This is a genomic window from Streptomyces sp. NPDC048473, from assembly GCF_043200155.1.
Lineage (GTDB): Bacteria > Actinomycetota > Actinomycetes > Streptomycetales > Streptomycetaceae > Streptomyces.
The window spans coordinates 393,849-414,301 of sequence record NZ_JBICXE010000001.1 but is presented as its reverse complement, the minus strand read 5'-3'; the positions used below and the strand labels follow the sequence as shown (position 1 = coordinate 414,301).

Below are 20,453 nucleotides of genomic sequence, written 5' to 3'. Positions count from 1 at the left end.
TCTGTTGCGCGCGATCGATCAGTGGGCCGCCGGATGAGCGGTCCACCACCAGTTCTGGTTTGTCTGCGCGAACATGTTCCGAACCCTAACGGATGACCACGTCATCCGAGCGCGCGTCTCAACTGTTGAGCCTACGGATGGACGCGCCGCCGGACCCCGTAATGTTGTCGGTGTGACCGTGAACGCCAATACCTCCGTCGCCGGTGGCAACACCTGGCGAGACCTTCCCGCGGCGCAGCAGCCCGAGTACCCCGATGCCGAGGCTCTGCGCGATGTACTCGCGGACCTCGCGTCGTATCCGCCGCTCGTCTTCGCGGGCGAGTGCGACCAGCTGCGTGCCCGCATGGGAGCCGTCGCCAAGGGCGAGGCGTTCCTGCTGCAGGGCGGTGACTGCGCCGAGGCCTTCGACGGCGTGTCGGCCGAGCACATCCGGGCCAAGCTGAAGACGTTGCTCCAGATGAGCGCCGTCCTGACCTACGCGGCCTCCGTACCCGTCGTCAAGGTGGGACGGATCGCCGGGCAGTACTCCAAGCCGCGCTCCAAGTCGACCGAGACCCGCGACGGCCTCACCCTGCCGACCTACCGCGGCGACTCCGTCAACGGCTTCGCCTTCACCGAGGAAGCCCGCGTCCCGGACCCGGACCGGCTGAAGCAGATGTACCACGCATCCGCTTCCACGCTGAACCTGGTCCGCGCCTTCACCACCGGCGGTTACGCCGACCTGCGCCAGGTGCACGCCTGGAACCAGGACTTCGTGAAGTCGTCGCCGTCCGGCCAGCGCTACGAGGCGCTCGCCCGCGAGATCGACAGCGCGCTGAACTTCATGAAGGCGTGCGGTACGGACCCGGCCGAGTTCAAGGCGGTCGAGTTCTACTCCTCCCACGAGGGCCTGCTGCTGGACTACGAGTCGGCGCTGACCCGCACCGACTCGCGCACCGGCCAGCTGTACGACACCTCCGGCCACATGGTCTGGATCGGTGAGCGCACCCGCCAGATGGACGGCGCGCACATCGAGTTCGCCTCGAAGATCCGTAACCCCATCGGCATCAAGCTCGGCCCGACGACCACCGTCGACGAGGCGCTCGGCTACATCGAACGCCTCGACCCCGAGCGCGAGCCCGGCCGGCTGACCTTCATCGTCCGCATGGGCGCCGACAAGGTCCGCGACAAGCTCCCCGACCTGGTCGAGAAGGTCACCGCCTCCGGCGCCACCGTGGCGTGGGTGACCGACCCGATGCACGGCAACACCTTCGAGGCCGCCTCCGGCCACAAGACCCGTCGCTTCGACGACGTCCTGGACGAGGTCAAGGGCTTCTTCGAGGTGCACAAGGGCCTCGGTACGCACCCGGGTGGCATCCACGTCGAGCTCACCGGTGACGATGTCACCGAGTGCGTCGGTGGCGGACACGAGATCTTCGTGGACGATCTGCACCAGCGCTACGAGACGGCCTGCGACCCGCGGCTCAACCGCAGCCAGTCCCTCGACCTGGCGTTCCTGGTCGCCGAGATGTACCGGGACCAGTAGGCATCACCGCAGGCAGCGCGCGTACGACTGTGGGGCACGGATCGATGTGATCCGTGCCCCACAAGGCGTTCGGAGGCTTCCAAGGGCTTTGAGTGCCGGGTAAGGTTAGGTTAGCCTCACCGATTAACGGGGTGGCAGTCACGACCGATCCCGCCGGGAGGTGAACCGCATGTACGTCTGCTCGTGCTTCGGCATTACGGAGAAGCAGGTCAAGGAACATGCGGAAGCCGGGGCGTGCACGCCCCGGCAGATAGCCTCCGCCTGCAAGGCGGGCACGGACTGCGGCGGCTGCGTCCGCGCCATCCAGGCCGTGCTCGGCCGAGGCGCCTGCCCGCGCCGCGAACTGCTCGACGGGAAGCGGGTGCCCGGCACCGCCGCCGACGCCGCCACGGACACCGCCCCCGAGACCGCACCGGGTATCGCTCCCGGCACCGCCCCGGGCGTGGCCCCGGGCATCCGGCTCCCCGAAGCGGCCTGATCCGACGGACAGGCCCTAGCTGTCCGGCTGCTCGATCTGCTGGGCGATGTAGTGCGGCTCGCCGAGCTTCTCGACCAGTTCCAGCTGGGTGTCGAGGTAGTCGATGTGGTGTTCCTCGTCCTCCAGGATCGACTCAAAGATGTTTGCGGATGTGATGTCGCCCTTGCCGCGCATCAGCTCGATCCCGCGCTTGAGGCGGTCGATCGCCTCCACCTCGACCTGGCGGTCGGCCTGGAACATCTCGGTGACGGTCTGACCCACCCGTACGTGGAACAGTCGCTGGTAGTTGGGCAGTCCATCGAGGAAGAGGATGCGGTCCGTGAGGATCTCGGCGTGCTTCATCTCGTCGAACGACTCGGAGCGGGTGTACTTCGCCAGCTTCGTCCAGCCAAAGTTCTCCTGCATCTTTGCATGCAGGAAGTACTGATTGATGGCGGTCAACTCGGCGGTCAGCTGCTCGTTCAGGAACTCAAGGACCTCGGGGTCGCCCTGCATCGCAGAGGCTCCTTCCAACCGGTGAACTGGGCAAGTTGGCCGCATCCTCGCACCGCACCAGGTGATCGTCCAGTAAGTACATGCTTAGTGCGAGTTGCCTGAATTGCCCTTGCCCTGGTCGGGACCACCCCTGCCTGTCTGTCACCATGGAGTCATGGGTCAGCCGGAAAGCCGGGAAAACAGCGCGTCAGAGCAGTCCGAGCTTCCGCCGGGACAGCGACTCCAGCGTGGCTGGCCGGTTACCCACTACGGGCCCGTGCCCAGGTTCAAGTCCGACCGCTGGGAGTTCCGGGTCTTCGGCGCCACGGCGGATGGCGATAAGCACTGCTGGAACCACCAGGAGTTCTCGGTACTGCCGTTCACCTCGGTCGTCGCCGACCTGCACTGCGTCACCAAATTCAGCATGCTCGGCGCCGAATGGGGCGGGGTGCTCGCTCGCACGGTCCTGGAACTCGCGCCACCCGCGCCGGACGTCACCCATGTGATGGTCTGGGCCGAATACGGGTTCAGCTCGAACCTCCGGCTCTCCGACTTCGCCTCGGACCGAACACTTTTCGCCACCCACAAGGGCGGTGAGCTGCTCACCGCCGAGCACGGCTTCCCGCTGCGTCTCGTCGTGCCGCATCTCTACGCCTGGAAGGGGCCCAAGTGGGTCCGGGGCGTCGAGTACATGACGGCCGACCGTCGCGGCTTCTGGGAGGAGCGCGGCTATCACAACATCGGCGACCCGTGGCGTGAGCAGCGCTATTCCTACCAGGAGGAGCCCGGGGACGGCCCCGAGCTCTGACCCGATGGCTCCCGGGCCGGGCCCGGTCCGTCCTCAGTGGTGGTACTGGTGCACCACCGCGTGGCCCTTGCCGCGGCCGATCATCCACTTGTTGACCGGTGTGGTGACGACGAAGGCGACGGCGAGCGAGAGCGCGAGCGCTCCCCAGAACAGCGCGTCGGAGAGAGTGGCATCCATGGCGCCCGGCCACAGCGCGATCATGCCGTTGTCGATCAGCTCCATCACCGCGATGGAGAGCGTGTCGGCGGCGAGGGCGACCCGCAGGGCCGTACGGAAGTCGACGCCCGCCCTCCGGATGGAGCGCAGCGTCAGCGTGTAGCCGAAGAAGAAGGCCAGGACGATGGCGAGCACCATCGTTTCCATGTTGCCCCAGCCGAGCGCCGTGCCGATCACCATGCCGAGGATCTCGCCGATGGCGCATCCGGTGAGGCAGTGCAGGGTGGCCTGGGCGGCCATGGCCCAGCCGGCCTTGCCGTGGTGGCGGCCGGTGTGGCCTGTATGGCTGGTGTGGTCGGTGCGACCTGAGCGATCTGCATGGTGGCCGGGGCTGTGCTGTTCATGCTGCTGCTCGTGCTGTGTGTCGTGCTGCATGGCGATCCCCCAATGCCGAGTAGCGGTTCCTGCTGACAGCAGGAACCGTATACCCCCATGGGGTATTTCTCAACGGTGTTCGGAGGCGAGGCGCTCAGCCCCGGTCGCGCAGCCCCTTCAGACGCGCCACATCCGCCGCATGGCCTTCCTTGCCGCCCGGCGTCTCGATGATCAGCGGTACGCCGGCGGTCGCCGGATGAGCGAAAAGCTCCCGGAACGGCTCCTCGCCGATGTGCCCGGCGCCGATGTTCTCGTGCCGGTCCTTATGGGCTCCCACCACATCCTTGGAGTCATTGGCATGGATCAGTTTCAGCCGCCCTTCGCCGACCGTTTCCACCAGCAGGTCCAGGGTCTGCCGCATGCCCGCCGGGCCCGTCAGATCGTGGCCCGCCGCGTAGATGTGGCAGGTGTCGAGGCAGATGCCGAGTTTGGGGTGGGCATCCAGTGCGTCGAAGTACGGGCCGAAGTCCCAGGTCCGCGAGCAGAGCGAGAACCCCTGTCCGGCGGTCGACTCCAGCAGCAGATACGGGTCGTCGTCGTGCGTCAGCTCATCCAGGAGCGGCCGCATGTGCGTGCGTACCTGTGCGAGGGCCAGTTCGCGGGCCCGGCCGCCGGTCGCCGACCCGGTGTGCACCACGACGCCCAGGGCACCGATCTCGCGCGCCCGGCGCAGTGAGTGACGCAGAGATTCCACGGACTTCTCGACGGTGGCCTCGGTGTGCGAACCGAAGTTGATCAGGTACGGGGCGTGGACGTACGCCGGTATCGATTCGTCGGCGCACTCGGCGCGGAACTGCTCGTCCTGGGCCGGGTTTCCGGCGGGCGTCGCCCAGCCGCGCGGGTTGGCGACGAAGACCTGGACGGCCTCCGCTCCCATCTCGCGGGCGTAGGGGAGGCCGACCTTGGCGAGGCCGCCGGCCACGGGAACATGGCCGCCGACTGGGTTGCGCATGTGGATCTAGAGCCCCTTGGTCTTGATGGTGATGGTGCTGCCCTCGGGGGCCTGCATGCCGCCGTCGACGGACTGGCTCGCGATGGTGTCGCTGAAGGAGAGGAACCCGCGGTCGACCTTGACCTCGAAACCTGCGTCCTCCAGCTCGCTCGTGGCGTCGTCGACGTCCTTCCCGGTGACGTCCGGGACGTCGATCATTCGCGGCCCCTTGGAGACCGTGAGCGTGATGGTGTCGCCCTCGGCGGCCTGGCTGCTCTCGGCCGGTGACTGATGGGCGATGTCGCCCGCGGCCTCGGGGGAGCTGACCCGGTCGGGCAGCACCTCGGCCTTCAGCCCCTTCTCGTCCAGCGCGGCGGTGGCGTCCTCGACGGACAGCCCGGTGACATCAGGGACGTCGACCGGAGCGCCCTTGCTGACGACGAGGGCGACCGCGGAGTCCGGGTGGCGCTCGGTGTCCGCCACGGGGTCCGTACGGATCACCTCGCCCCGTCCCGTCTCCTCGCTGAATTCCTTGGTGACCATGCCGGGCACCAGGCCGGACTTCTTCAGCGCACGTCTGGCGTCGGCGAGTGAGAGACCCTGGACATCGGGCACCTTCACGATTTCGGGGCCGCGCGAGACGACGAGCGTCACCGCGTCGTTCCTCCGGATGCGGGCGCCGGACCCGGGGTCGCTGCTGATGACCTTGCCGCGCTCGATGGTGTCGCTGTAGGCCCGCTTGACGCTCTTGAGGTCCAGGCCGGCGTCCGAGAGCCGCTTCTGGGCGGTCTTCTCGGTCTGGCCGAGCACCGAGGGGACCCGGGTGAACTGTCCGGAGTTGATGTACCAGACACCGGTGCCGATCCCCAGCGCCAGCAGCACGGCGACGACCACGGCGATGACCGAGCGCCGAGGACCGCGGCGGCGCAGGCCGTGCGGCGCGGGCGGCGTCGGCGGGGGCATTTCCAGCCGGCTGGTGTGATGAGCGACGCCCTGGTCGGCCGGGAGCAGCCGCGGGATCACGCTCGTGCGGTCCTCGGTGGCGTCGTGCGCCTCGGCGAGGGCCTGTGGCGGTACGGCGTCCAGCTGGGCGTCGGTGAGGCCGGAGCGGGCCTCGCGGGTCTCGGCGAGCAGCGCCACCGCGTCGAACGGGCGGACCTCGGGGTTACGGGCGGTGGCGCTCGCCACCAGGTCGTCGAGCCCGACCGGGAGCCCGGGGACGGCGGCCGACGGGGCCGGGACGTCCTCGTTGAGGTGCTGGTAGATGACCTGGGCGGGGGTGTCGCCGGCGTGCGGCTTGGACCCGGTCAGCATCTCGTACAGGACGACACCGCAGGCGTACACATCGGTGCGGGTGTCCGCGGTGCCGTTCTCTATCTGCTCGGGGGCGAGATAAGAGACGGTGCCCAGGACGGACCCGGTGGTGTCGGTGACGGCGCCCACCGCCCGTACGAGACCGAAGTCGGCGACCTTGACCCGGCCGTCGTCCCCTATCAGGACGTTCTCCGGCTTCATGTCGCGGTGCACGAAGCCGGCCCGGTGCGCGGCGCCGAGGGCGGCGAGCACCGGCTCCAGGATGTCCAGTGCGGCTCTCGGCTGCAGGGCGCCGCGCTCGCGCAGTACGTCGCGCAGGGTGCAGCCCGCGACGTACTCCATCGCGAGGTAGACGTAACTTCCCTGGGCGCCCTGGTCGAAGACCGCGACGACATTGGGGTGCGCGAGTCGGGCCACGGACTTGGCCTCACGGATGAAGCGCTCGACGAACGAGGCGTCGGTGGCGAGCGCCGGGTGCATCACCTTGAGGGCGAGCACCCGGTCGAGCCGGGTGTCCACGGCCCGGTAGACCGTGGCCATGCCGCCCACGGCGATGCGGGCATCGACGCGGTAGCGGCCGTCGAGCAGCTGCCCGACAAGAGGGTCCTGGAGGGTCGTATCCACGCATGCGAGTCTACGAGCCGCCACGGACACGGCCCACGGGCCGGGGCACACCCGGGGCCGTACTGCAGCCGAGCCGTGACAGGGACATGCGCGCCGCAGCCGCCGACGGCGGTCCGGTGGGTCAGAACGCGGGGCGCTCCGGGTCCAGCACCGCGCGCCCCTCCACCGGCGACGAGGCCTCGGCGAAGTGCCGGCGCGGGATCCGGCCCGCGCGGTACGCCAGCCGTCCGCCCTCCACCGCATGCCGCATCGCCGCGGCCATCAGCTCGGGCTCCTGGGCCCGGGTCACCGCGGACGCCAGCATCACCGCCGCGCAGCCCAGCTCCATCGCGAGCGCCGCGTCCGAGGCCGTCCCGGCGCCCGCGTCGAGAATCACCGGCACCCGGGCCTGCTCGACGATCAGCTGGAAGTTGTGCGGATTGCGGATGCCGAGGCCGGAGCCGATGGGGGAGCCGAGCGGCATGACCGCCGCGCACCCCACGTCCTGGAGTTTCCGGGCCAGCACCGGGTCGTCATTGGTGTACGGCAGCACGGTGAAGCCGTCGTCCACCAGGGTCTCCGCGGCGTCCAGCAGCTCGATCGGGTCGGGCAGCAGGGTCCGCTCGTCGGCCACCACCTCCAGCTTGATCCAGTCGGTGCCGAGCGCCTCGCGGGCCAGCCGGGCGGTCAGCACGGCCTCGCCCGCGGTGAAGCAGCCCGCCGTGTTCGGAAGGACGCGGATGGAGAGCCGCTGGAGCACGGAGAGCACCGAGCCCTGCACGGCCGGATCGAGGCGGCGCATCGCGACGGTGGTCAGCTCGGTGCCGGAGGCGGTCAGGGAGCGCTCCAGCACGTCGAGGCTGGGTGCCCCGCCCGTTCCCATGATCAGCCGGGAGCCGAAGGTGGTGTCGCCGAGGGTGAAGAGGTCGTCGGACACGGTTCAGCCTCCCTGGACCGCGGTCAGGACCTCGACGCGGTCACCGTCACGGAGTGCGGCGGTGGACCACTGGCCGCGCGGGACGACGGTCTCGTTGACGGCGGCCGCCACGCCGGAGTGCGCGGCGGTCAGGGTGGCGACAAGGGAGTCCAGGGTGGTGCCCGCGGCGAGGAGACGGACCTCGCCGTTCACGGACACGGAGAGCGGTGCGGGCTCGGAGAGGGGTGCGGGCTCGGTCATGCGGGCTGCTCCTGACGCACGGAGACGGCGGGGGACGAGAAACGGTGCGGGGTGAAGGGGCGGGCCACCTCGGGCAGCTCGCCTGTGGTGAGGAGTTCTGCCATGACGTCACCGGTGACGGGGGTCAGCAGCACGCCGTTGCGGTGGTGGCCGGTGGCGAGGTGGAGGCCGGGCAGGGCGGTGGTGCCGAGCAGCGGGGCGTTGTCGGGGGAGGCGGGGCGCAGGCCGGCCCGGGTCTCGGTGAGCGGCAGCTCGGTGATGCCGGGCACCAGCTCGTGGGCGTCCCGCAGCAGCTCGTAGACGCCGCCCGCGGTGACGGTGGTGTCCCAGCCCATCTCCTCGCTGGTGGCGCCGACGACCAGTTCGCCGTTCTCGCGCGGTACGAGATAGACATGGCTGCCCCGGACCACGGCCCGGACCGTCCGGGTGAGGAACGGTGCGTACGCGGCGGGCACGGTCAGCCGCAGCACCTGCCCCTTCACCGGCCGGACCGGCGGTACGACCTCGTCCGGCAGCCCCGGGAGCCGGCCGCTGAGGCTGCCCGCTGCGAGCACGACCTGGTCGGCGGCGAGCTCCGTACCCCCGGCGAGCACGGCTCCGGCGGCCCGGTCGCGTATCACCGTCAGGCGCTCCACCCAGCCGCGGTGGAAGACGACACCGGCCCGCTCGCAGGCGGTCAGCAGTGCGGCGGCCAGCCGGCGGGGATCGATCTGGTGGTCGCCGTCGACCCGCAGACCGCCGCGGACGCCCGGCGCGAGCATCGGCTCCAGGCGGCGGCATTCGCGGCCGGTGAGCCACTCCGACTCCAGGCCCGAACGCTGCTGCAGGGCGTGCAGTTCCCGCAGATGGGCGCGGTCGTCGGAGTCGAGCGCGACGGCCAGGGTGCCGCAGGCGCGGAAGCCGGTCTCCTGCCCGCTCGCCGCCTCCAGCTCGGCCGCGAAGGCCGGATAGCGGGCGGCCGAGGCGACATTGAGCCCCAGCAGCATGTGTTCGCCGTAGTGGAGTTCGGTGACGGCGGCCAGCATGCCGGCCGCGACCCGGGCGGCCCCGCCGCCCGGGTCGGGGTCGGCGACCGCGGTGCGCAGTCCGCGTTGCGCGGCCCGCCAGGCGGTCACCAGACCGATGATTCCGCCCCCGATGACAAGGACGTCGGATCCGTTTCCGTTCCGAGAAGAACGCATGGGTGCCCAACCCCTCCCTTCGCCGGCATGACCCGGATCAGGTTCGTACGGTCGGAAGCCGCCCAGCCTCCCTCTCAGCCCGGTGCGTCCGGGCTCCCGCGAGTGTTTTACGTTGGCCACCCTAAACCGTTCCTGGGCAGTGAGCAGGAACGGGTCCTGTCCCACCGGCACGCCCCGAACGGTCTTGGGCGCGTTGGTCCTCCGCTTTCGCCTCCTGGGCGGCGACGCATATCACGTATGCGGTCCGTCCCAGGTGGGCGGAATCCCTACGACCTGGCCATGTGGGTGTGGCCAGAGGCGACGGGGAGGCCCCGAACCATCACTCCGGTGATACGGGGGCCCGACTGCTGACGCCATACCCGGCGTCCCAGATCGCGCCGCGCACATTACGCATACCCAGCCGGGCATACCCGCAGATCGTCACACCGTTCACTCGATCGTGCCTGTGTTCGCCAAAACCGGGCGCTGGTCGAGCAGTTGTGCACCGAGTTGCAGAGCAGCGGTACGAGCACGGTGGAAGAGCCCCCCTTTCCTGACGATCAGTCAGATGCTTAAGGTGTACGGGTGAGCGAGCAGCAGCAGTCAGAGCAGCCGGACCGGCATGCAGGGCGCCGCGTCGTCATCGTCGGCGCGGGCATGGCCGGCGTGCAGACGGCGGTGGCCCTGCGGGAACAGGGCTTCACCGGCCCCGTCGCCCTGATCGGCGCCGAACCGCACCAGCCCTACGACCGGCCCCCGCTGTCCAAGGCGGTACTGCTCGGCAAGGCCGAGGACTCCGCCTTCGATGTCGACTTCGAGGCGCTGGACATCGATCTGCAACTGGGCCGCGAGGTCACCGGTGTGCGGCCGGGCGCGCACGAGCTGGACACCCCGTCAGGACCCGTTCCCTACGACGTCCTGGTGATCGCGACCGGCGCCGAACCGGTCGTCCTGCCCGGTGCCGGGGGCGTAGCCGGCGTCCATCTGCTGCGCACCCTCGACGACGCGGCACGGCTGCGGCCCGTCCTCGACGGGCAGCATGGCGTCGTGGTCGTCGGCGCGGGCTGGATCGGCGCCGAGTTCGCCACCGCGGCCCGCGCCGCGGGCTGCGCGGTCACTGTCGTCGAGGCCGCCGACCGGCCCCTCGCGGGCGCGATGCCCGCCGAGGTCGCCGACCCCATGACCGCCTGGTACGCCGAGAGCGGCGCCGAACTCCTCACCGGAGCCCGGGTCGCCCGGATCGAACCCGGCAGGGTGATCCTCGCGGACGGCCGCTCGATCCCGGCCGGAGCGGTCGTCGTCGGAATCGGCGCCCGGCCCGCCACCGGCTGGCTGGCCGGCTCCGGCATCGCGCTCGGCCCCGACGGATCGGTGACCGCCGACGGGGCGCTGCGCACCTCGCTCCCCGATGTGTACGCGGTCGGTGACTGCGCCTCGTTCCCCTCCGCCCGGTACGGCGAACGCCTTCTCATCCACCACTGGGACAACGCCCTCCAGGGCCCGCGGACCGCCGCCGCCAACATCATCGGGGCGGGGGCCGAGGACGGTCGGGCGCCGCGGACGTACGACCCCGTGCCGTACTTCTGGTCCGAGCAGTTCGACCGGTTCGTGCAGTACGCGGGCCACCACGGGAGCGCCGACACCCTGTTGTGGCGCGGCGATCCCGCCGGCCCCTCCTGGTCGGTGTGCTGGCTGCGCGGCGGCGTCCTGATCGCGGTCCTCGCCGTCGGCCGGCCGCGCGATCTGGCGCAGGGGCGCAAGCTCATCGAGGCGGGGGCGCGGCTCGATCCGGCACGGGCCGCCGACCCCTCCGTACCGCTGAAATCGGCAACCCTCTGACGGCGTAGGCCGACCCCCGTACGGTCGGCCCGGCTACCGACTGTCGGTCCGGGATGGCACGCTTGTCCCTGTGACCGAGATTGACGCAAAGATCGATGCTCTCGTCCCCGCCTGGCTCCACCTTCCTGACATCGCCGAAATGTTCGGTGTCGAGGTGACGCGCGTGCGGCAGCTGGTCAAGGACGGCCAGCTCATCGCCGTACGACGTGGTGAGAACCGGGCGCTCCAGGTGCCTGCCGCCTTCATCGACGGCGACAAGGTGGTCAAGGGCCTCTCCGGCACCTTGACGCTCCTGAGGGACGACGGCTACTCCGACGAAGAGATGCTGGAATGGCTCTTCACCCCCGACCCGACCCTGCCGGGCACCCCTGCCCAGGCACTGAGCGAGAATCGCGGCACGGAGGTGAAGCGCCGCGCCCAGGCGCTCGCCGTCTGACCGCCGGCCGTATGTGAGGGGCGGGCCGCGCAGCAGTGCGCGGCCCGCACCCCCGCGCCGTACCGACAACCGCTCCGCAATGCTCTCCAGGGGGAACCGCACCATGTCCACGCCTCGTGCGCTGCTGTCCGACGCCCGGCTCTATCTGTGCACGGACGCCCGCAAGCGCCAAGGCGACCTCCCCGCGTTCCTCGACGCGGTCCTCGCCGCCGGGGTGGACGTCGTCCAGCTGCGCGACAAGGGCATGGAAGCGGCCGAGGAGCTGGAACACCTGGCCGTCTTCGCCGAAGCCTGCAGGCGCCACGGCAAGCTCCTCGCGGTGAACGACCGGGCCGATGTCGCCCACGCCACCGGCTGCGATGTGCTGCATCTCGGCCAGGGCGACCTGCCGGTCCCCGCCGCCCGCGCCATCATCGGCGAGGACGTGGTGATCGGTCGCTCCACCCACGCCGAGTCCGAGGTCGACGCGGCCGTCGCCGAGCCCGGGGTGGACTACTTCTGCACCGGCCCCTGCTGGCCCACCCCGACCAAGCCCGGCCGGCACGCCCCCGGGCTGGACCTCGTGCGGTACGCCGCCTCGCTCGATCAGCCGCGCCCGTGGTTCGCCATCGGTGGGATCGACGCGGACAACCTCGACGAGGTACTGGACGCCGGAGCGCGCCGGGTGGTCGTCGTACGGGCGATCACCGAGGCCACCGACCCGGCCGCCGCCACTGCCGAGCTGGCCAAGAGAATCCGGGCGCGCGCCGGAGCATGATCCGGCCAACTGTCCGAAGGGTGGACAAACATCCAGTCAATTCGGGCAATTACCGCTGGTCTGGTCCTGCGGCCGTCGCGCTCTGGTTAACCTGCCCGTATGGCCCTTGGCACACCCTCTACCAGGACAGATCACGCGCGCACGGTGCGTGATTTCCTCGCGACCGGCAAGACTTCGTACTCGTTCGAGTTCTGGGCACCCAAGACCGAGAAGGGCGAGCGGAATCTCTGGAATGCGCTGCGCCGCGTCGAGGCGGTGGGGCCGAGCTTCGTCTCCGTGACCTACGGGGCCGGTGGCTCCACCCGGGCCGGGACGGTCAAGGCCACCCAGCAGATTGCCGCAGATTCCACCCTCACCCCGGTCGCGCACCTCACGGCGGTCAACCACTCCGTCGCCGAGCTGCGCAACATGATCGGACAGTACGCCGACGCCGGAATCCGGAACATCCTCGCCGTGCGCGGAGACCCGCCGGGCGACCCGATGGGCGAGTGGGTCGAGCACCCGCAGGGCGTGCGGTACGCGGCCGATCTCGTCCGGCTCATCAAGGAATCCGGCGATTTCTGCGTCGGCGTCGCGGCATTTCCCGAGATGCACCCGCGCTCGACCGACTGGGACACCGACACCCGGCATTTCGTGGACAAGTGCCGCGCCGGTGCCGACTATGCGATCACCCAGATGTTCTTCAATCCGGAGGACTATCTGCGGATGCGTGACCGTGTGGTCGCTGCGGGTTGCGAAACGCCGATCATCCCCGAGGTCATGCCGCTGACCAGCGTCAAGCAGTTGGACCGGTTTGCGCAGCTCAGCAACGCGTCTTTCCCTTCCGCGCTGAAAGAACGCATCCTCGCCGCCAAGGACGATCCCGCCGCTGTACGCTCCATTGGCATCGACTTCGCCACGCAGTTCTGCGCGAGGCTGCGATCCGAGGGTGTGCCCGGACTGCACTTCATCACGCTCAACAACTCGACGGCGACGCTCGAAATCTACGAGAATCTCGGACTGCACAAGCAGTCGTGACCGGCCGTACCCGCCACGACCCGGGGCGGTGGCCGTAGGAGGGGGCGGGCATGGGCTGGACGGTCCTCTACATCGCGTTCGGAATCGTCGCGCTGTGGCTGCTCGGCGAGGTGCTCCTGCAGTACAAGGCGCGTCTTCGCTGGCGTCTGCTCGCCTTCGCAGGCTTCGGTTGTGTGGTCGTCGGCGTACTGATGCCGTCCGTGTTCGTCATCGCCGTCGGCGCGATCGCGTTCGCGACCGGTCAGACGTACGTCACGCTGTCCTTCCGACGCGGCTTCTCGACCGGCTGGGCGATAGGGGGCAGCCCGGGCGAGAGCCGTCGCCGCCGGGGCGGGGGCGCCCGGGACAGCCGCGAGCCCACCCTTGAGGTGTCGGACCTGGAGACGGAGTACGACGAGCAGGTCCCGCAGCGGGCGGACGCCGCGGCACCGGGGGCCTCGGTCTACGAGCCGGAGCCGCTGCCGGACGACACCGGGCAGTACGGCATCTACAGCGATCACCAGCAGTCGCAGCAGGGGCAGAACCAGGCCCGGCAGCCCGAGCAGCAGCCCCAGTACGCCGCGTACGACCCCTACGCCGATCACTCCACGTACGCGGCGCCGGGCCAGGACCCGTACGCCGGGCAGAACTCCTTCGGCGGGCAGGATGCCTTTGCCGGGCAGTACGACTACGGCACCGGCCAGCAGCAGTACGCGGCGTACTCCGACCCCTACATCGGGACCGGCACCACCGGCGGCTCCACGCAGTACGACAGCTACGGCAACGGCAACGGCTACGACAGCTACGGCGGCCAGCAGCAGTACGCCGCCGATCCCTACGCCCAGCACTACGCCCCCGAGACGCCGCCCGGCGGTGTCTGGGTGCCGCAGCAGCGCGAGGGCGAGCAGTACCCGTCCCCGCCTACGGAGCAGCCCGCACAGCCTGCCCCGTACCCGAACGGCTACGACACCGGCTACAACGAGCAGCAGCACCGCTACTGACGGCGGCCCGGCAGGGGCAGGGGGCTGCGGGGGTGACCGAGGGCAGGGCGGAGATCGGACGCGCCCGGCACCCCGGTGGCGCCGACTGCCGACGGCCTCTCCCTCATCGGGAGCCCCGGAACCCGTCCCCCTCCACGATCAGCCCGGCCACCAGCGCCCCAGACATCCCTGCGTGGGCGAGCCCGCCGCCCGGGTGCGACCAGCCGCCCGCGGCGTAGAGCCCCGGCAGCCGGGTGCGATTGCCCGGATGCAGATACGCGCCCCCCGCCCCGGCCAGCGCGGGCGCGGGCACCGAGCCGCCCTCGGCGCCGGTGTCGGCCGCCGTCTCGGCCGGGGTCCGCACCTCGGCGTGGAGCAGCCGCTCCCGTATGCCGGGCACGGCCGCGCCGGCCGCCTCGATCAGTGCGTCGGCATACCGCTCGCGCAACGCCGTGTCCGTCCAGTCCACCGCCCCGTGCGGGGCGACCGTCGCCATCAGCGTCACTGCTTCGTGCGCGTCGTCGGGGCGGGTCGAGGGGTCGTCCGGGCGCAGCACCGTCACCGTGGGACGGTCGGCGAGCGTTCCGTCGAACACCGCCTCGCGCTCGGCGCCGCCGTCCGCCGGGTGCACCAGGGTCCGGTGCACGGCATCCGCGGGCCGGGCGCCGCGCAGCGACAGCAGGACCAGGAACCGGCCCGGCACCACCCCCTGCCCCTGCCCCGGCTGAACCGTCACATCGCCGTCCCGCCACAGCTCCTGACCGGGCACCAGGCCCGGATGCGGACGGGCCCCCAGCACCACATGGCCGGCCTCGGCAACCGTCCCGTCCAGGAGCTCGACGCCCGCCGCCCGGCCGTCCTTCTCGACGACCCGGGCCACCTCACCGCCGAAGACGAACTCCACCTTCCGGGCCAGACACCGCTCGTACACCGCCTGAGCCAGGGCCCGGATCCCGCCGGAGACGTACCAGCTGCCGAAGGTCTCCTCCATGTACGGCAGCAGGGCGGCCGCCGCCGGTGCGCGCAGCGGGTCGAGCCCGTACGACAGGGCGTACCCGTCGAGGAGGGCGGCCAGCCGGGGGTCCGACAGCTCCCACGCCCCGACCTCCGTCACCGTGCCCGCCTGACGGGCCGGGCGCAGCAGCCGGCGCTGCCGGAGCGCGGGATACGGATCACGGCCGAGCACCTGCCAGTCGGAGCGCAACGGCTCCTCGAGCAGCGGACGCCGGGACCGGTCCCAGGCATCGCGCGCCCGGTCGAGGAACTCGCCCCAGGCCGCGCCCGCGCCGCCCCCGAGCGCGGTGTCCAGGGCGGCGACCACCCCGGCCCGTGAGGCATTCGGCAGCGAGACCGCCGTGCCGTCCGCGAAGAGGTGGCGGCTCGCCGGATCGACCTGGGTCATGGTGACGCACCGCTCCAGCGGCTCCTTGCCCGTCTTCACGAACAAGTCGCGGTAGACCGCGGGCAGATGCAGCAGCGTGGGACCGGTGTCGAAGGCGAAGCCCTCATGGGCATACCGGCCGACCGAGCCGCCGAAGGTCTCCGACCGCTCGTACACCGTCACCCGGTGGCCTGCCACGGCGAGCCGGGCGGCCGCCGCCATCGCGCCCATCCCGGCGCCGATCACCGCAATTTGTGCCATGTCTGTGACCTTAACGGCCGCCTGTGACACTCACGGCCTGGGGGGAAACAGCCCGCAGGCTCGCGACGCCCGGTACGCACGCTCGCCGCATTGGCGAAACGTCCTCATAGCTACTTCCCCAAGCTCTCAACTTCGTTCGAGCAGGGAGACCCCATCTGAGGAAGCTCCGCCGCCTTGCGATCGCGCGTAGACGCCGCGAGCTGATCCGCGCTCCATTTCCCCCCCAGGCCGTCAGTCCAGTGGCCAGTGCGAACGGGTCCCGGCCAGGTGTTTCTCCTCGCGGCGCTGGGCCCTGCGGCGCAGGTACCGGCGGATCCGGGAGGCCAGGAAGATCAGTATCACCATGCCGAGCAGCAGCAGTGCCGCGGCGATGATCGCAGCAGCCAGCGGATGGAATATCGCGAATGTGACGATTCCCGCGACGCCCAGGTCCTCGGCCGTGCTCACCGCGATATTGCTGAACGGCTCGGGGGAGGTGTTGACCGCCATCCTGGTGCCGGCCTTCACCAGATGGCTCATCAGCGCGGTGGAACCGCCGACGGCTCCGGCCGCGAGGTCCGGCAGCGAACCGCTCTCGCCGGCCAGCAGCGCCGCCACGACGGCACCGGCGACCGGCCTGATGACGGTGTGCACCGAGTCCCAGACCGAGTCCATGTACGGGATCTTGTCCGCCACCACCTCGCACAGGAAGAGCACACCGGCCACGACGAGGACATCGGTGCGCTGCAGCGATGCGGGCACCTCGTCGGTGATCCCGGTCGCGCCGAAAACACCGAGCAGCAGGACCACCGCATAGGCGTTGATCCCGCTCGCCCAGCCGCTTGTGAACACCAGAGGGAGTACGGACACGGACGCGATCGTAACCAGACGGCGAAAGGCCCGGAGTGGGGTTCGGTGCGCAGCCCTGAGTATCCGTACCTAGGCAACGAGATGAGTAGGTGCGCGGATGGGCTCCCACCTGCCCGGACGGGAGAGTGGAGCCCACGGAGAGGGGCACGGCACCGGCACCGCCGACACGGGGCGGCGGAACGGGTGCGGCACTCCTTCCGGAACGGGGGAGCACGACGGAGAGCCCGGGGACCACGGGGGGAAAACGGGGGTCACGGGGGAAGGTTCTCCGGCAGCACAGCAGACGCCGGTCCGGCGCAGGCTCGGGGGGATCGAGCCTGCGCCGGACCGGCGTCTTTGTGCGTCCGTGCAACCGGTCGCGGCGGGTCAGTCCCGCCGCGCGGGTCAGCGTCCGCTGACCCGCCCGTGCAGCAGCAGCGACAGTGCCGAGTGCACATCGTCGATCGACCGCTCCGGCTGGAACGCCTGCCAGTCCAGGGCCGCCACCAGCACCATGCCGACCAGGGCGGCAGCCGTCAGCGGGATGTCGATCTCCTCGCTGAGCTCACCGTTCTTCACGGCCTCGCGCAGCACCCCCTCGACCACGGCGACAGCCTCCTGACGCACCACCAGGAGGGTCGCCTGCCAGGCCCGGTTGGTGCGCCACAGCTCCGCGACGTACAGCTGGGTGAACGCCGGATAGCGGTCGATGAAGACCAGACCGGCCCTGATCATCGCGTCCAGGGCCTCGACCCGGGTGCCGCCGCGCCCCTCGGTCTCCTCGGCCGCCGAGCGCAGCGATGCCGTGAGCAGCCCGACGCCGTGGCGCAGCAGCTCCTCGAAGAGCTCGGTCTTGCTCTTGAAGTTGTAGTAGACCGTGCCCTTGGCGACCCCGGCACGCTCGGCGATCTCGTCCACCGTGGTCGCCGAGAAGCCCTTCTCGGCGATGAGAGTCACGGCCGCCTCGTAGAGCTTCTGCCGGGTGGCCTGGCGGCGCGTGGTGCTACTGCTTTCCATGCCCCTGATTCTCACAGGTCCGGGCGCGCTCACAGGCTCAGCTCCGGGTGGAGCCGGTCCAGGGTCCACACCTGCTTGCGGCGTGCGGAGACCGCGGTCAGGGCGAGCGCCCCCGCCGTGAAGGCCAGCAGCACCACGCAGCCCTGCCAGACGGGACCGAGCTCGCCGCCCGTGATCAACCGGCGCAGTCCATCGACGATGTAGCTCATCGGCAGGTAGGGGTGGATCGCGTTGAAGAATCCGGGGCTGGTCTGAACGGGATACGTACCCCCGGCCGAGGTCAGCTGGAGCATCAGCACCGCCAGTACGAGAATCCGTCCCGCAGCCCCGAACCGGGCGTTGAGCCACTGGATGATCGCTGCGAAGCAGCAGGTCACCAGCGCCAGAAAGCCGATCGTCCCGGCGGCACGGGTCATCTGCAGACCGAGCCCCCAGTGCAGTACGGACATCAGGGCGGCCACCTGAAGCAGACCGATCGCGGCCACCGGCAGCCAGCCCGCGAAGGCGATCCGCCAGGCGGAGGCCCCGGCGGCGAGTGCGCGCCGGTTGAGCGGCTGGATCAGCATGTACGCCACCATCGCGCCGACCCAGAGGGAGAGCGGGATGAAGTAAGGGGCGAAGCCGGTGCCGTAGTTGGGGGCCGCGTGCAGCGACTTGGAGGCCAGCTGCACCGGGTCGGCCATGACTTCCGTACGCGCGTCGCGGTCCTTCTTGTCGTAGTCGGGGATCTTGCCGACGCCGTCGTTGAGTCCCTGGGCGAGGGTGGCCGAACCGTCGCCGAGCCGGATCAGCCCGCCGTCCAGGTCCCTCGCGCCCTTCTTGAGATCGCTCACCCCGGTGTCCAGGTCGGCGGAGCCGGTCTTGGCCGTGGCCAGGCCGGTGTGCAGTTCGTCCGCTCCCTTGGCGACCTTGTGGGCGCCGGTGTTGAGCGCGTTGACCTTCTTCACTGCGGACTTCAGGTCCTCGTCCAGGTGCGGCGCGTTCTCGGCCAGGTCATTGGCCTGCTGCTGCAGCGTGGTCAGCTGGGCGTGCAGCTTCTTCAGATCGCTGTTCTGGTTCGTGACCAGAACATTCACGTCGTCGGCGACCTTCGCTACATCGGCCGCTGCGGTTTTCGCGCGCTTCAGCGGCGGGCAGACGGTGGGGTCGGCGAGCAGCTGCTCCGTGCAACGGGTGCGGTAGACCTCGGCCAGGTCGTCGGAGGCCGTGTGGGCGGCGGTGGCCGCGGTGGGTGCCGCCTTCACCAGCAGGTCGAGGTTGTCCCGTACGGTCTGCGAGGAATCGGCGACCAGCCGGGCGGTGTCGCCGATCGACTTGCCGTTGTCCTTCAGGAACGGGCGGACGTCGGCCGCCACCCCGTTGACCTTGTCGGCGAGCAGCTGGGTGCCGTCGGCGACCTGCCGGGAGCCGGTTTCGAGGTCGCCCGCGCCCTTGTTCAGCTTGACGATCCCACCGGCCAGACTGCTGCTGCCGGCCTTGGCGTCCTTCAGCCCGTCCGCGAGATCCTGCGATCCCTTCTTCGCCTTGCCGATGCCGCCCTTGAGGTCGTCGGCACCCTTGGCGGCCTTCGCCGTCGCGTCGTGGAGGTCGGAGAAGTTGATGAAGATCCGGTCGAGGAAGCCGCGCGAGGCATTGGTCGACGCGGCGGTGCGCACCTCGGAGAACACCGTCCGGGAGATCTGCCCGACGATGTAGTTGTTGGCGTCGTTGGTCCGCACCTGGAGCGCGCCGGTCTCGGGGGAGTCACCCGAACTCGACGCGATCCGCTTGCTGAAGTCCGACGGCATGGTGAGCGAGAGGTAGTACGTACCGTCCTCGACGCCCTGGTGCGCCTCGGTGGAACTCACCTCGTGCCACTCGAAGGTCTTGGAGTCGAGGAGCTTGCCGGTGATCTCGTCGCCGACCGCGATGTGCTTTCCGGCGGCGGTGGCGCCCTTGTCGTCGTTGACCAGCGCGACCGGGATCTTGTCGAGGCGGCTGTACGGGTCCCAGAAGGAGCACAGGTACAGGGCGCCGTAGAGCAGCGGCAGCAGCAGGAGCGCGATCAGTGCGGCAACCGGCAGCTTTCCCCTGCCGAAACGCTTCAGCTCAAGCGCGGCCAGTCTCGGCGAACGCATCGGCCGGTCCCTCCTCGGTCGTGGTGTCCTCAGCTGCGGTGTCCTGAGCGTCGGCCGGTGCGGCCGTGGTGTCGGTACGTACGGTGATGGCGCCCTCGGGTGCCTGGCTGCACACGGCGAGCACGGTCGTCCCGCTGTCGGCGATGGACCGCAGCAGCTCCCAGGCCTCGGCCCGTTCGGCGTCGGAGAGCTTGAGATCGGTGTCGTCCACCGCGAGCAGCCGGGGCCGGCCGATCAGCGCGAGAGCGATGGACAACCGCAGCGCCTCCAGGCGTTCCAGATCCCGTACGGAGGTCCGCTCGGCCTTGGGCAGGGCGGCGGGGTCGAGTCCGGCGGCGTCGAGCGCCGCGTCGATCCGTCCCTGCGCGGCGGCGATGCGCTCGGCGCGCGGACGCAGCAGACCGCGCAGCGAACCGTCGAAGCGGCGCTGGAGCAGAGCCCGCTCGCGCAGGTGCTCGGCGACGGTGAAGGCCGGGTCGAGTTCGCTGACCCCGGGCACCGGGCCCAGTGCGCTGATGCGGCGTACGGGGGCCATCTTGCGCGGCACGCGCAGTCCGCCGATCTCCGCCTGGCCCTCGGTGGGGCGCATCCGGCCGGTGAGGGCGAGCAGCAGGCAGGTGCGGCCGGAACCGGACGGGCCCTCGATCGCCACAAGTGAGCCGGGCCCGGCCTTGATGCCCACGCCCCGGAAGGCCCAGCCGCGTGGTCCCTTGAGCCCGAAATCCTCGGCGGTGACAGCTGCCCCGTGCGGGCTGTCCACAGACCCTCCCCTTTTTGAAC

21 protein-coding genes and 1 riboswitch are annotated in these 20,453 nt (G+C 70.4%); of the genes, 8 read left to right on the top strand and 13 right to left on the bottom strand.

The annotated features are described in order from the left end of the window. Positions 1-18 precede the first annotated feature (18 nt). On the bottom strand, positions 19-75 hold the full coding sequence (locus ACGFU7_RS01940; RefSeq protein ID WP_107408160.1) for a trp operon leader peptide: 57 nt from the start codon (positions 73-75) through the stop codon (positions 19-21). A gap of 103 nt (positions 76-178) precedes the next feature. Between ACGFU7_RS01940 and ACGFU7_RS01935 the strand changes: the two genes are divergently transcribed. Together ACGFU7_RS01935 and ACGFU7_RS01930 are read left to right on the top strand one after the other, a co-directional pair. Then, a complete protein-coding gene (locus ACGFU7_RS01935; RefSeq protein ID WP_393691830.1) occupies positions 179-1,525 on the top strand; it encodes a class II 3-deoxy-7-phosphoheptulonate synthase in 1,347 nt (448 codons plus the stop codon). A 169-nt stretch (positions 1,526-1,694) separates the two neighbouring features. Further along, complete coding sequence (locus ACGFU7_RS01930; protein WP_393691305.1) at positions 1,695-2,003, top strand: bacterioferritin-associated ferredoxin; 309 nt, start codon at positions 1,695-1,697, stop codon at positions 2,001-2,003. Positions 2,004-2,018: 15 nt separating this feature from the next. Here ACGFU7_RS01930 and bfr read toward each other — a convergent pair whose 3' ends face one another. After that, positions 2,019-2,498 (bottom strand): bacterioferritin, encoded by a 480-nt coding sequence (gene bfr / locus ACGFU7_RS01925; protein WP_393691303.1) that lies wholly within the window; start codon positions 2,496-2,498, stop codon positions 2,019-2,021. 154 nt (positions 2,499-2,652) lie between these two features. Between bfr and ACGFU7_RS01920 the strand changes: the two genes are divergently transcribed. After that, positions 2,653-3,285, top strand: coding sequence for a sulfite oxidase-like oxidoreductase (locus ACGFU7_RS01920; RefSeq protein ID WP_393691302.1), 633 nt, complete (start codon positions 2,653-2,655; stop codon positions 3,283-3,285). A gap of 33 nt (positions 3,286-3,318) precedes the next feature. Here the strand turns inward: ACGFU7_RS01920 and ACGFU7_RS01915 are convergent, their stop codons facing one another. The 6 genes from ACGFU7_RS01915 to thiO all read right to left on the bottom strand — a co-directional run bounded on the left by ACGFU7_RS01915 (position 3,319) and on the right by thiO (position 9,082). After that, a complete protein-coding gene (locus ACGFU7_RS01915; RefSeq protein ID WP_393691300.1) occupies positions 3,319-3,876 on the bottom strand; it encodes a DUF4396 domain-containing protein in 558 nt (185 codons plus the stop codon). A 94-nt stretch (positions 3,877-3,970) separates the two neighbouring features. Next, positions 3,971-4,828, bottom strand: a complete 858-nt coding sequence (locus tag ACGFU7_RS01910; protein WP_393691298.1) for a deoxyribonuclease IV — start codon at positions 4,826-4,828, stop codon at positions 3,971-3,973. Between the two features lie 6 nt (positions 4,829-4,834). After that, positions 4,835-6,745 carry a Stk1 family PASTA domain-containing Ser/Thr kinase gene (pknB, locus tag ACGFU7_RS01905; protein WP_393691296.1) on the bottom strand — a complete coding sequence of 637 codons (1,911 nt, stop codon included), beginning with the start codon at positions 6,743-6,745 and terminating at the stop codon, positions 4,835-4,837. Between the two features lie 121 nt (positions 6,746-6,866). Continuing rightward, a complete protein-coding gene (locus tag ACGFU7_RS01900) occupies positions 6,867-7,661 on the bottom strand; it encodes a thiazole synthase (protein ID WP_393691294.1) in 795 nt (264 codons plus the stop codon). 3 nt (positions 7,662-7,664) lie between these two features. Next, a complete protein-coding gene (gene thiS / locus ACGFU7_RS01895; RefSeq protein WP_393691293.1) occupies positions 7,665-7,901 on the bottom strand; it encodes a sulfur carrier protein ThiS in 237 nt (78 codons plus the stop codon). Next, positions 7,898-9,082, bottom strand: a complete 1,185-nt coding sequence (gene thiO / locus ACGFU7_RS01890; RefSeq protein WP_393691291.1) for a glycine oxidase ThiO — start codon at positions 9,080-9,082, stop codon at positions 7,898-7,900. Before thiO ends, thiS begins: the two co-directional genes overlap by 4 nt. Then, positions 9,079-9,192, bottom strand: a riboswitch (TPP riboswitch). Its footprint overlaps the gene before it by 4 nt. A gap of 454 nt (positions 9,193-9,646) precedes the next feature. Here thiO and ACGFU7_RS01885 point away from each other — a divergent pair. The 5 genes from ACGFU7_RS01885 to ACGFU7_RS01865 all read left to right on the top strand — a co-directional run bounded on the left by ACGFU7_RS01885 (position 9,647) and on the right by ACGFU7_RS01865 (position 14,090). After that, the gene (locus ACGFU7_RS01885; RefSeq protein WP_393691290.1) at positions 9,647-10,900 is read left to right on the top strand and encodes an NAD(P)/FAD-dependent oxidoreductase; all 1,254 of its coding nucleotides are present in this window, start codon (positions 9,647-9,649) and stop codon (positions 10,898-10,900) included. Between the two features lie 70 nt (positions 10,901-10,970). Next, positions 10,971-11,336 (top strand): Rv2175c family DNA-binding protein, encoded by a 366-nt coding sequence (locus tag ACGFU7_RS01880; protein WP_393691288.1) that lies wholly within the window; start codon positions 10,971-10,973, stop codon positions 11,334-11,336. A gap of 103 nt (positions 11,337-11,439) precedes the next feature. Next, positions 11,440-12,093, top strand: a complete 654-nt coding sequence (gene thiE, locus ACGFU7_RS01875) for a thiamine phosphate synthase (protein ID WP_393691286.1) — start codon at positions 11,440-11,442, stop codon at positions 12,091-12,093. Between the two features lie 99 nt (positions 12,094-12,192). Then, a complete protein-coding gene (metF, locus tag ACGFU7_RS01870) occupies positions 12,193-13,110 on the top strand; it encodes a methylenetetrahydrofolate reductase [NAD(P)H] (protein WP_393691284.1) in 918 nt (305 codons plus the stop codon). Positions 13,111-13,160: 50 nt separating this feature from the next. Beyond that, the gene (locus ACGFU7_RS01865) at positions 13,161-14,090 is read left to right on the top strand and encodes a hypothetical protein (protein ID WP_393691282.1); all 930 of its coding nucleotides are present in this window, start codon (positions 13,161-13,163) and stop codon (positions 14,088-14,090) included. A 103-nt stretch (positions 14,091-14,193) separates the two neighbouring features. Here ACGFU7_RS01865 and ACGFU7_RS01860 read toward each other — a convergent pair whose 3' ends face one another. The 5 genes from ACGFU7_RS01860 to ACGFU7_RS01840 all read right to left on the bottom strand — a co-directional run bounded on the left by ACGFU7_RS01860 (position 14,194) and on the right by ACGFU7_RS01840 (position 20,433). Continuing rightward, positions 14,194-15,711, bottom strand: coding sequence for a phytoene desaturase family protein (locus ACGFU7_RS01860; protein WP_393691280.1), 1,518 nt, complete (start codon positions 15,709-15,711; stop codon positions 14,194-14,196). Between the two features lie 231 nt (positions 15,712-15,942). Further along, a complete protein-coding gene (locus ACGFU7_RS01855) occupies positions 15,943-16,560 on the bottom strand; it encodes a DUF4126 domain-containing protein (protein ID WP_393691278.1) in 618 nt (205 codons plus the stop codon). Positions 16,561-16,944: 384 nt separating this feature from the next. Continuing rightward, positions 16,945-17,556, bottom strand: a complete 612-nt coding sequence (locus ACGFU7_RS01850; protein WP_393691276.1) for a TetR/AcrR family transcriptional regulator — start codon at positions 17,554-17,556, stop codon at positions 16,945-16,947. A gap of 29 nt (positions 17,557-17,585) precedes the next feature. After that, complete coding sequence (locus ACGFU7_RS01845; RefSeq protein WP_393691274.1) at positions 17,586-19,673, bottom strand: YhgE/Pip family protein; 2,088 nt, start codon at positions 19,671-19,673, stop codon at positions 17,586-17,588. Continuing rightward, positions 19,645-20,433 carry an ATP-binding cassette domain-containing protein gene (locus ACGFU7_RS01840; protein WP_393691272.1) on the bottom strand — a complete coding sequence of 263 codons (789 nt, stop codon included), beginning with the start codon at positions 20,431-20,433 and terminating at the stop codon, positions 19,645-19,647. Before ACGFU7_RS01840 ends, ACGFU7_RS01845 begins: the two co-directional genes overlap by 29 nt. Positions 20,434-20,453 lie beyond the last annotated feature (20 nt).

Coding starts and splice junctions, on each gene's coding strand:
- ACGFU7_RS01930 (WP_393691305.1), top strand. CDS start 1,695: ATGTACGTCTGCTCGTGCTTCGGCATTACGGAGAAGCAGGTCAAGGAA.
- bfr (WP_393691303.1), bottom strand. CDS start 2,498: ATGCAGGGCGACCCCGAGGTCCTTGAGTTCCTGAACGAGCAGCTGACC.
- ACGFU7_RS01920 (WP_393691302.1), top strand. CDS start 2,653: ATGGGTCAGCCGGAAAGCCGGGAAAACAGCGCGTCAGAGCAGTCCGAG.
- ACGFU7_RS01915 (WP_393691300.1), bottom strand. CDS start 3,876: ATGCAGCACGACACACAGCACGAGCAGCAGCATGAACAGCACAGCCCC.
- ACGFU7_RS01910 (WP_393691298.1), bottom strand. CDS start 4,828: ATGCGCAACCCAGTCGGCGGCCATGTTCCCGTGGCCGGCGGCCTCGCC.
- thiS (WP_393691293.1), bottom strand. CDS start 7,901: ATGACCGAGCCCGCACCCCTCTCCGAGCCCGCACCGCTCTCCGTGTCC.
- thiO (WP_393691291.1), bottom strand. CDS start 9,082: ATGCGTTCTTCTCGGAACGGAAACGGATCCGACGTCCTTGTCATCGGG.
- thiE (WP_393691286.1), top strand. CDS start 11,440: ATGTCCACGCCTCGTGCGCTGCTGTCCGACGCCCGGCTCTATCTGTGC.
- metF (WP_393691284.1), top strand. CDS start 12,193: ATGGCCCTTGGCACACCCTCTACCAGGACAGATCACGCGCGCACGGTG.
- ACGFU7_RS01865 (WP_393691282.1), top strand. CDS start 13,161: ATGGGCTGGACGGTCCTCTACATCGCGTTCGGAATCGTCGCGCTGTGG.
- ACGFU7_RS01860 (WP_393691280.1), bottom strand. CDS start 15,711: ATGGCACAAATTGCGGTGATCGGCGCCGGGATGGGCGCGATGGCGGCG.
- ACGFU7_RS01850 (WP_393691276.1), bottom strand. CDS start 17,556: ATGGAAAGCAGTAGCACCACGCGCCGCCAGGCCACCCGGCAGAAGCTC.
- ACGFU7_RS01845 (WP_393691274.1), bottom strand. CDS start 19,673: ATGCGTTCGCCGAGACTGGCCGCGCTTGAGCTGAAGCGTTTCGGCAGG.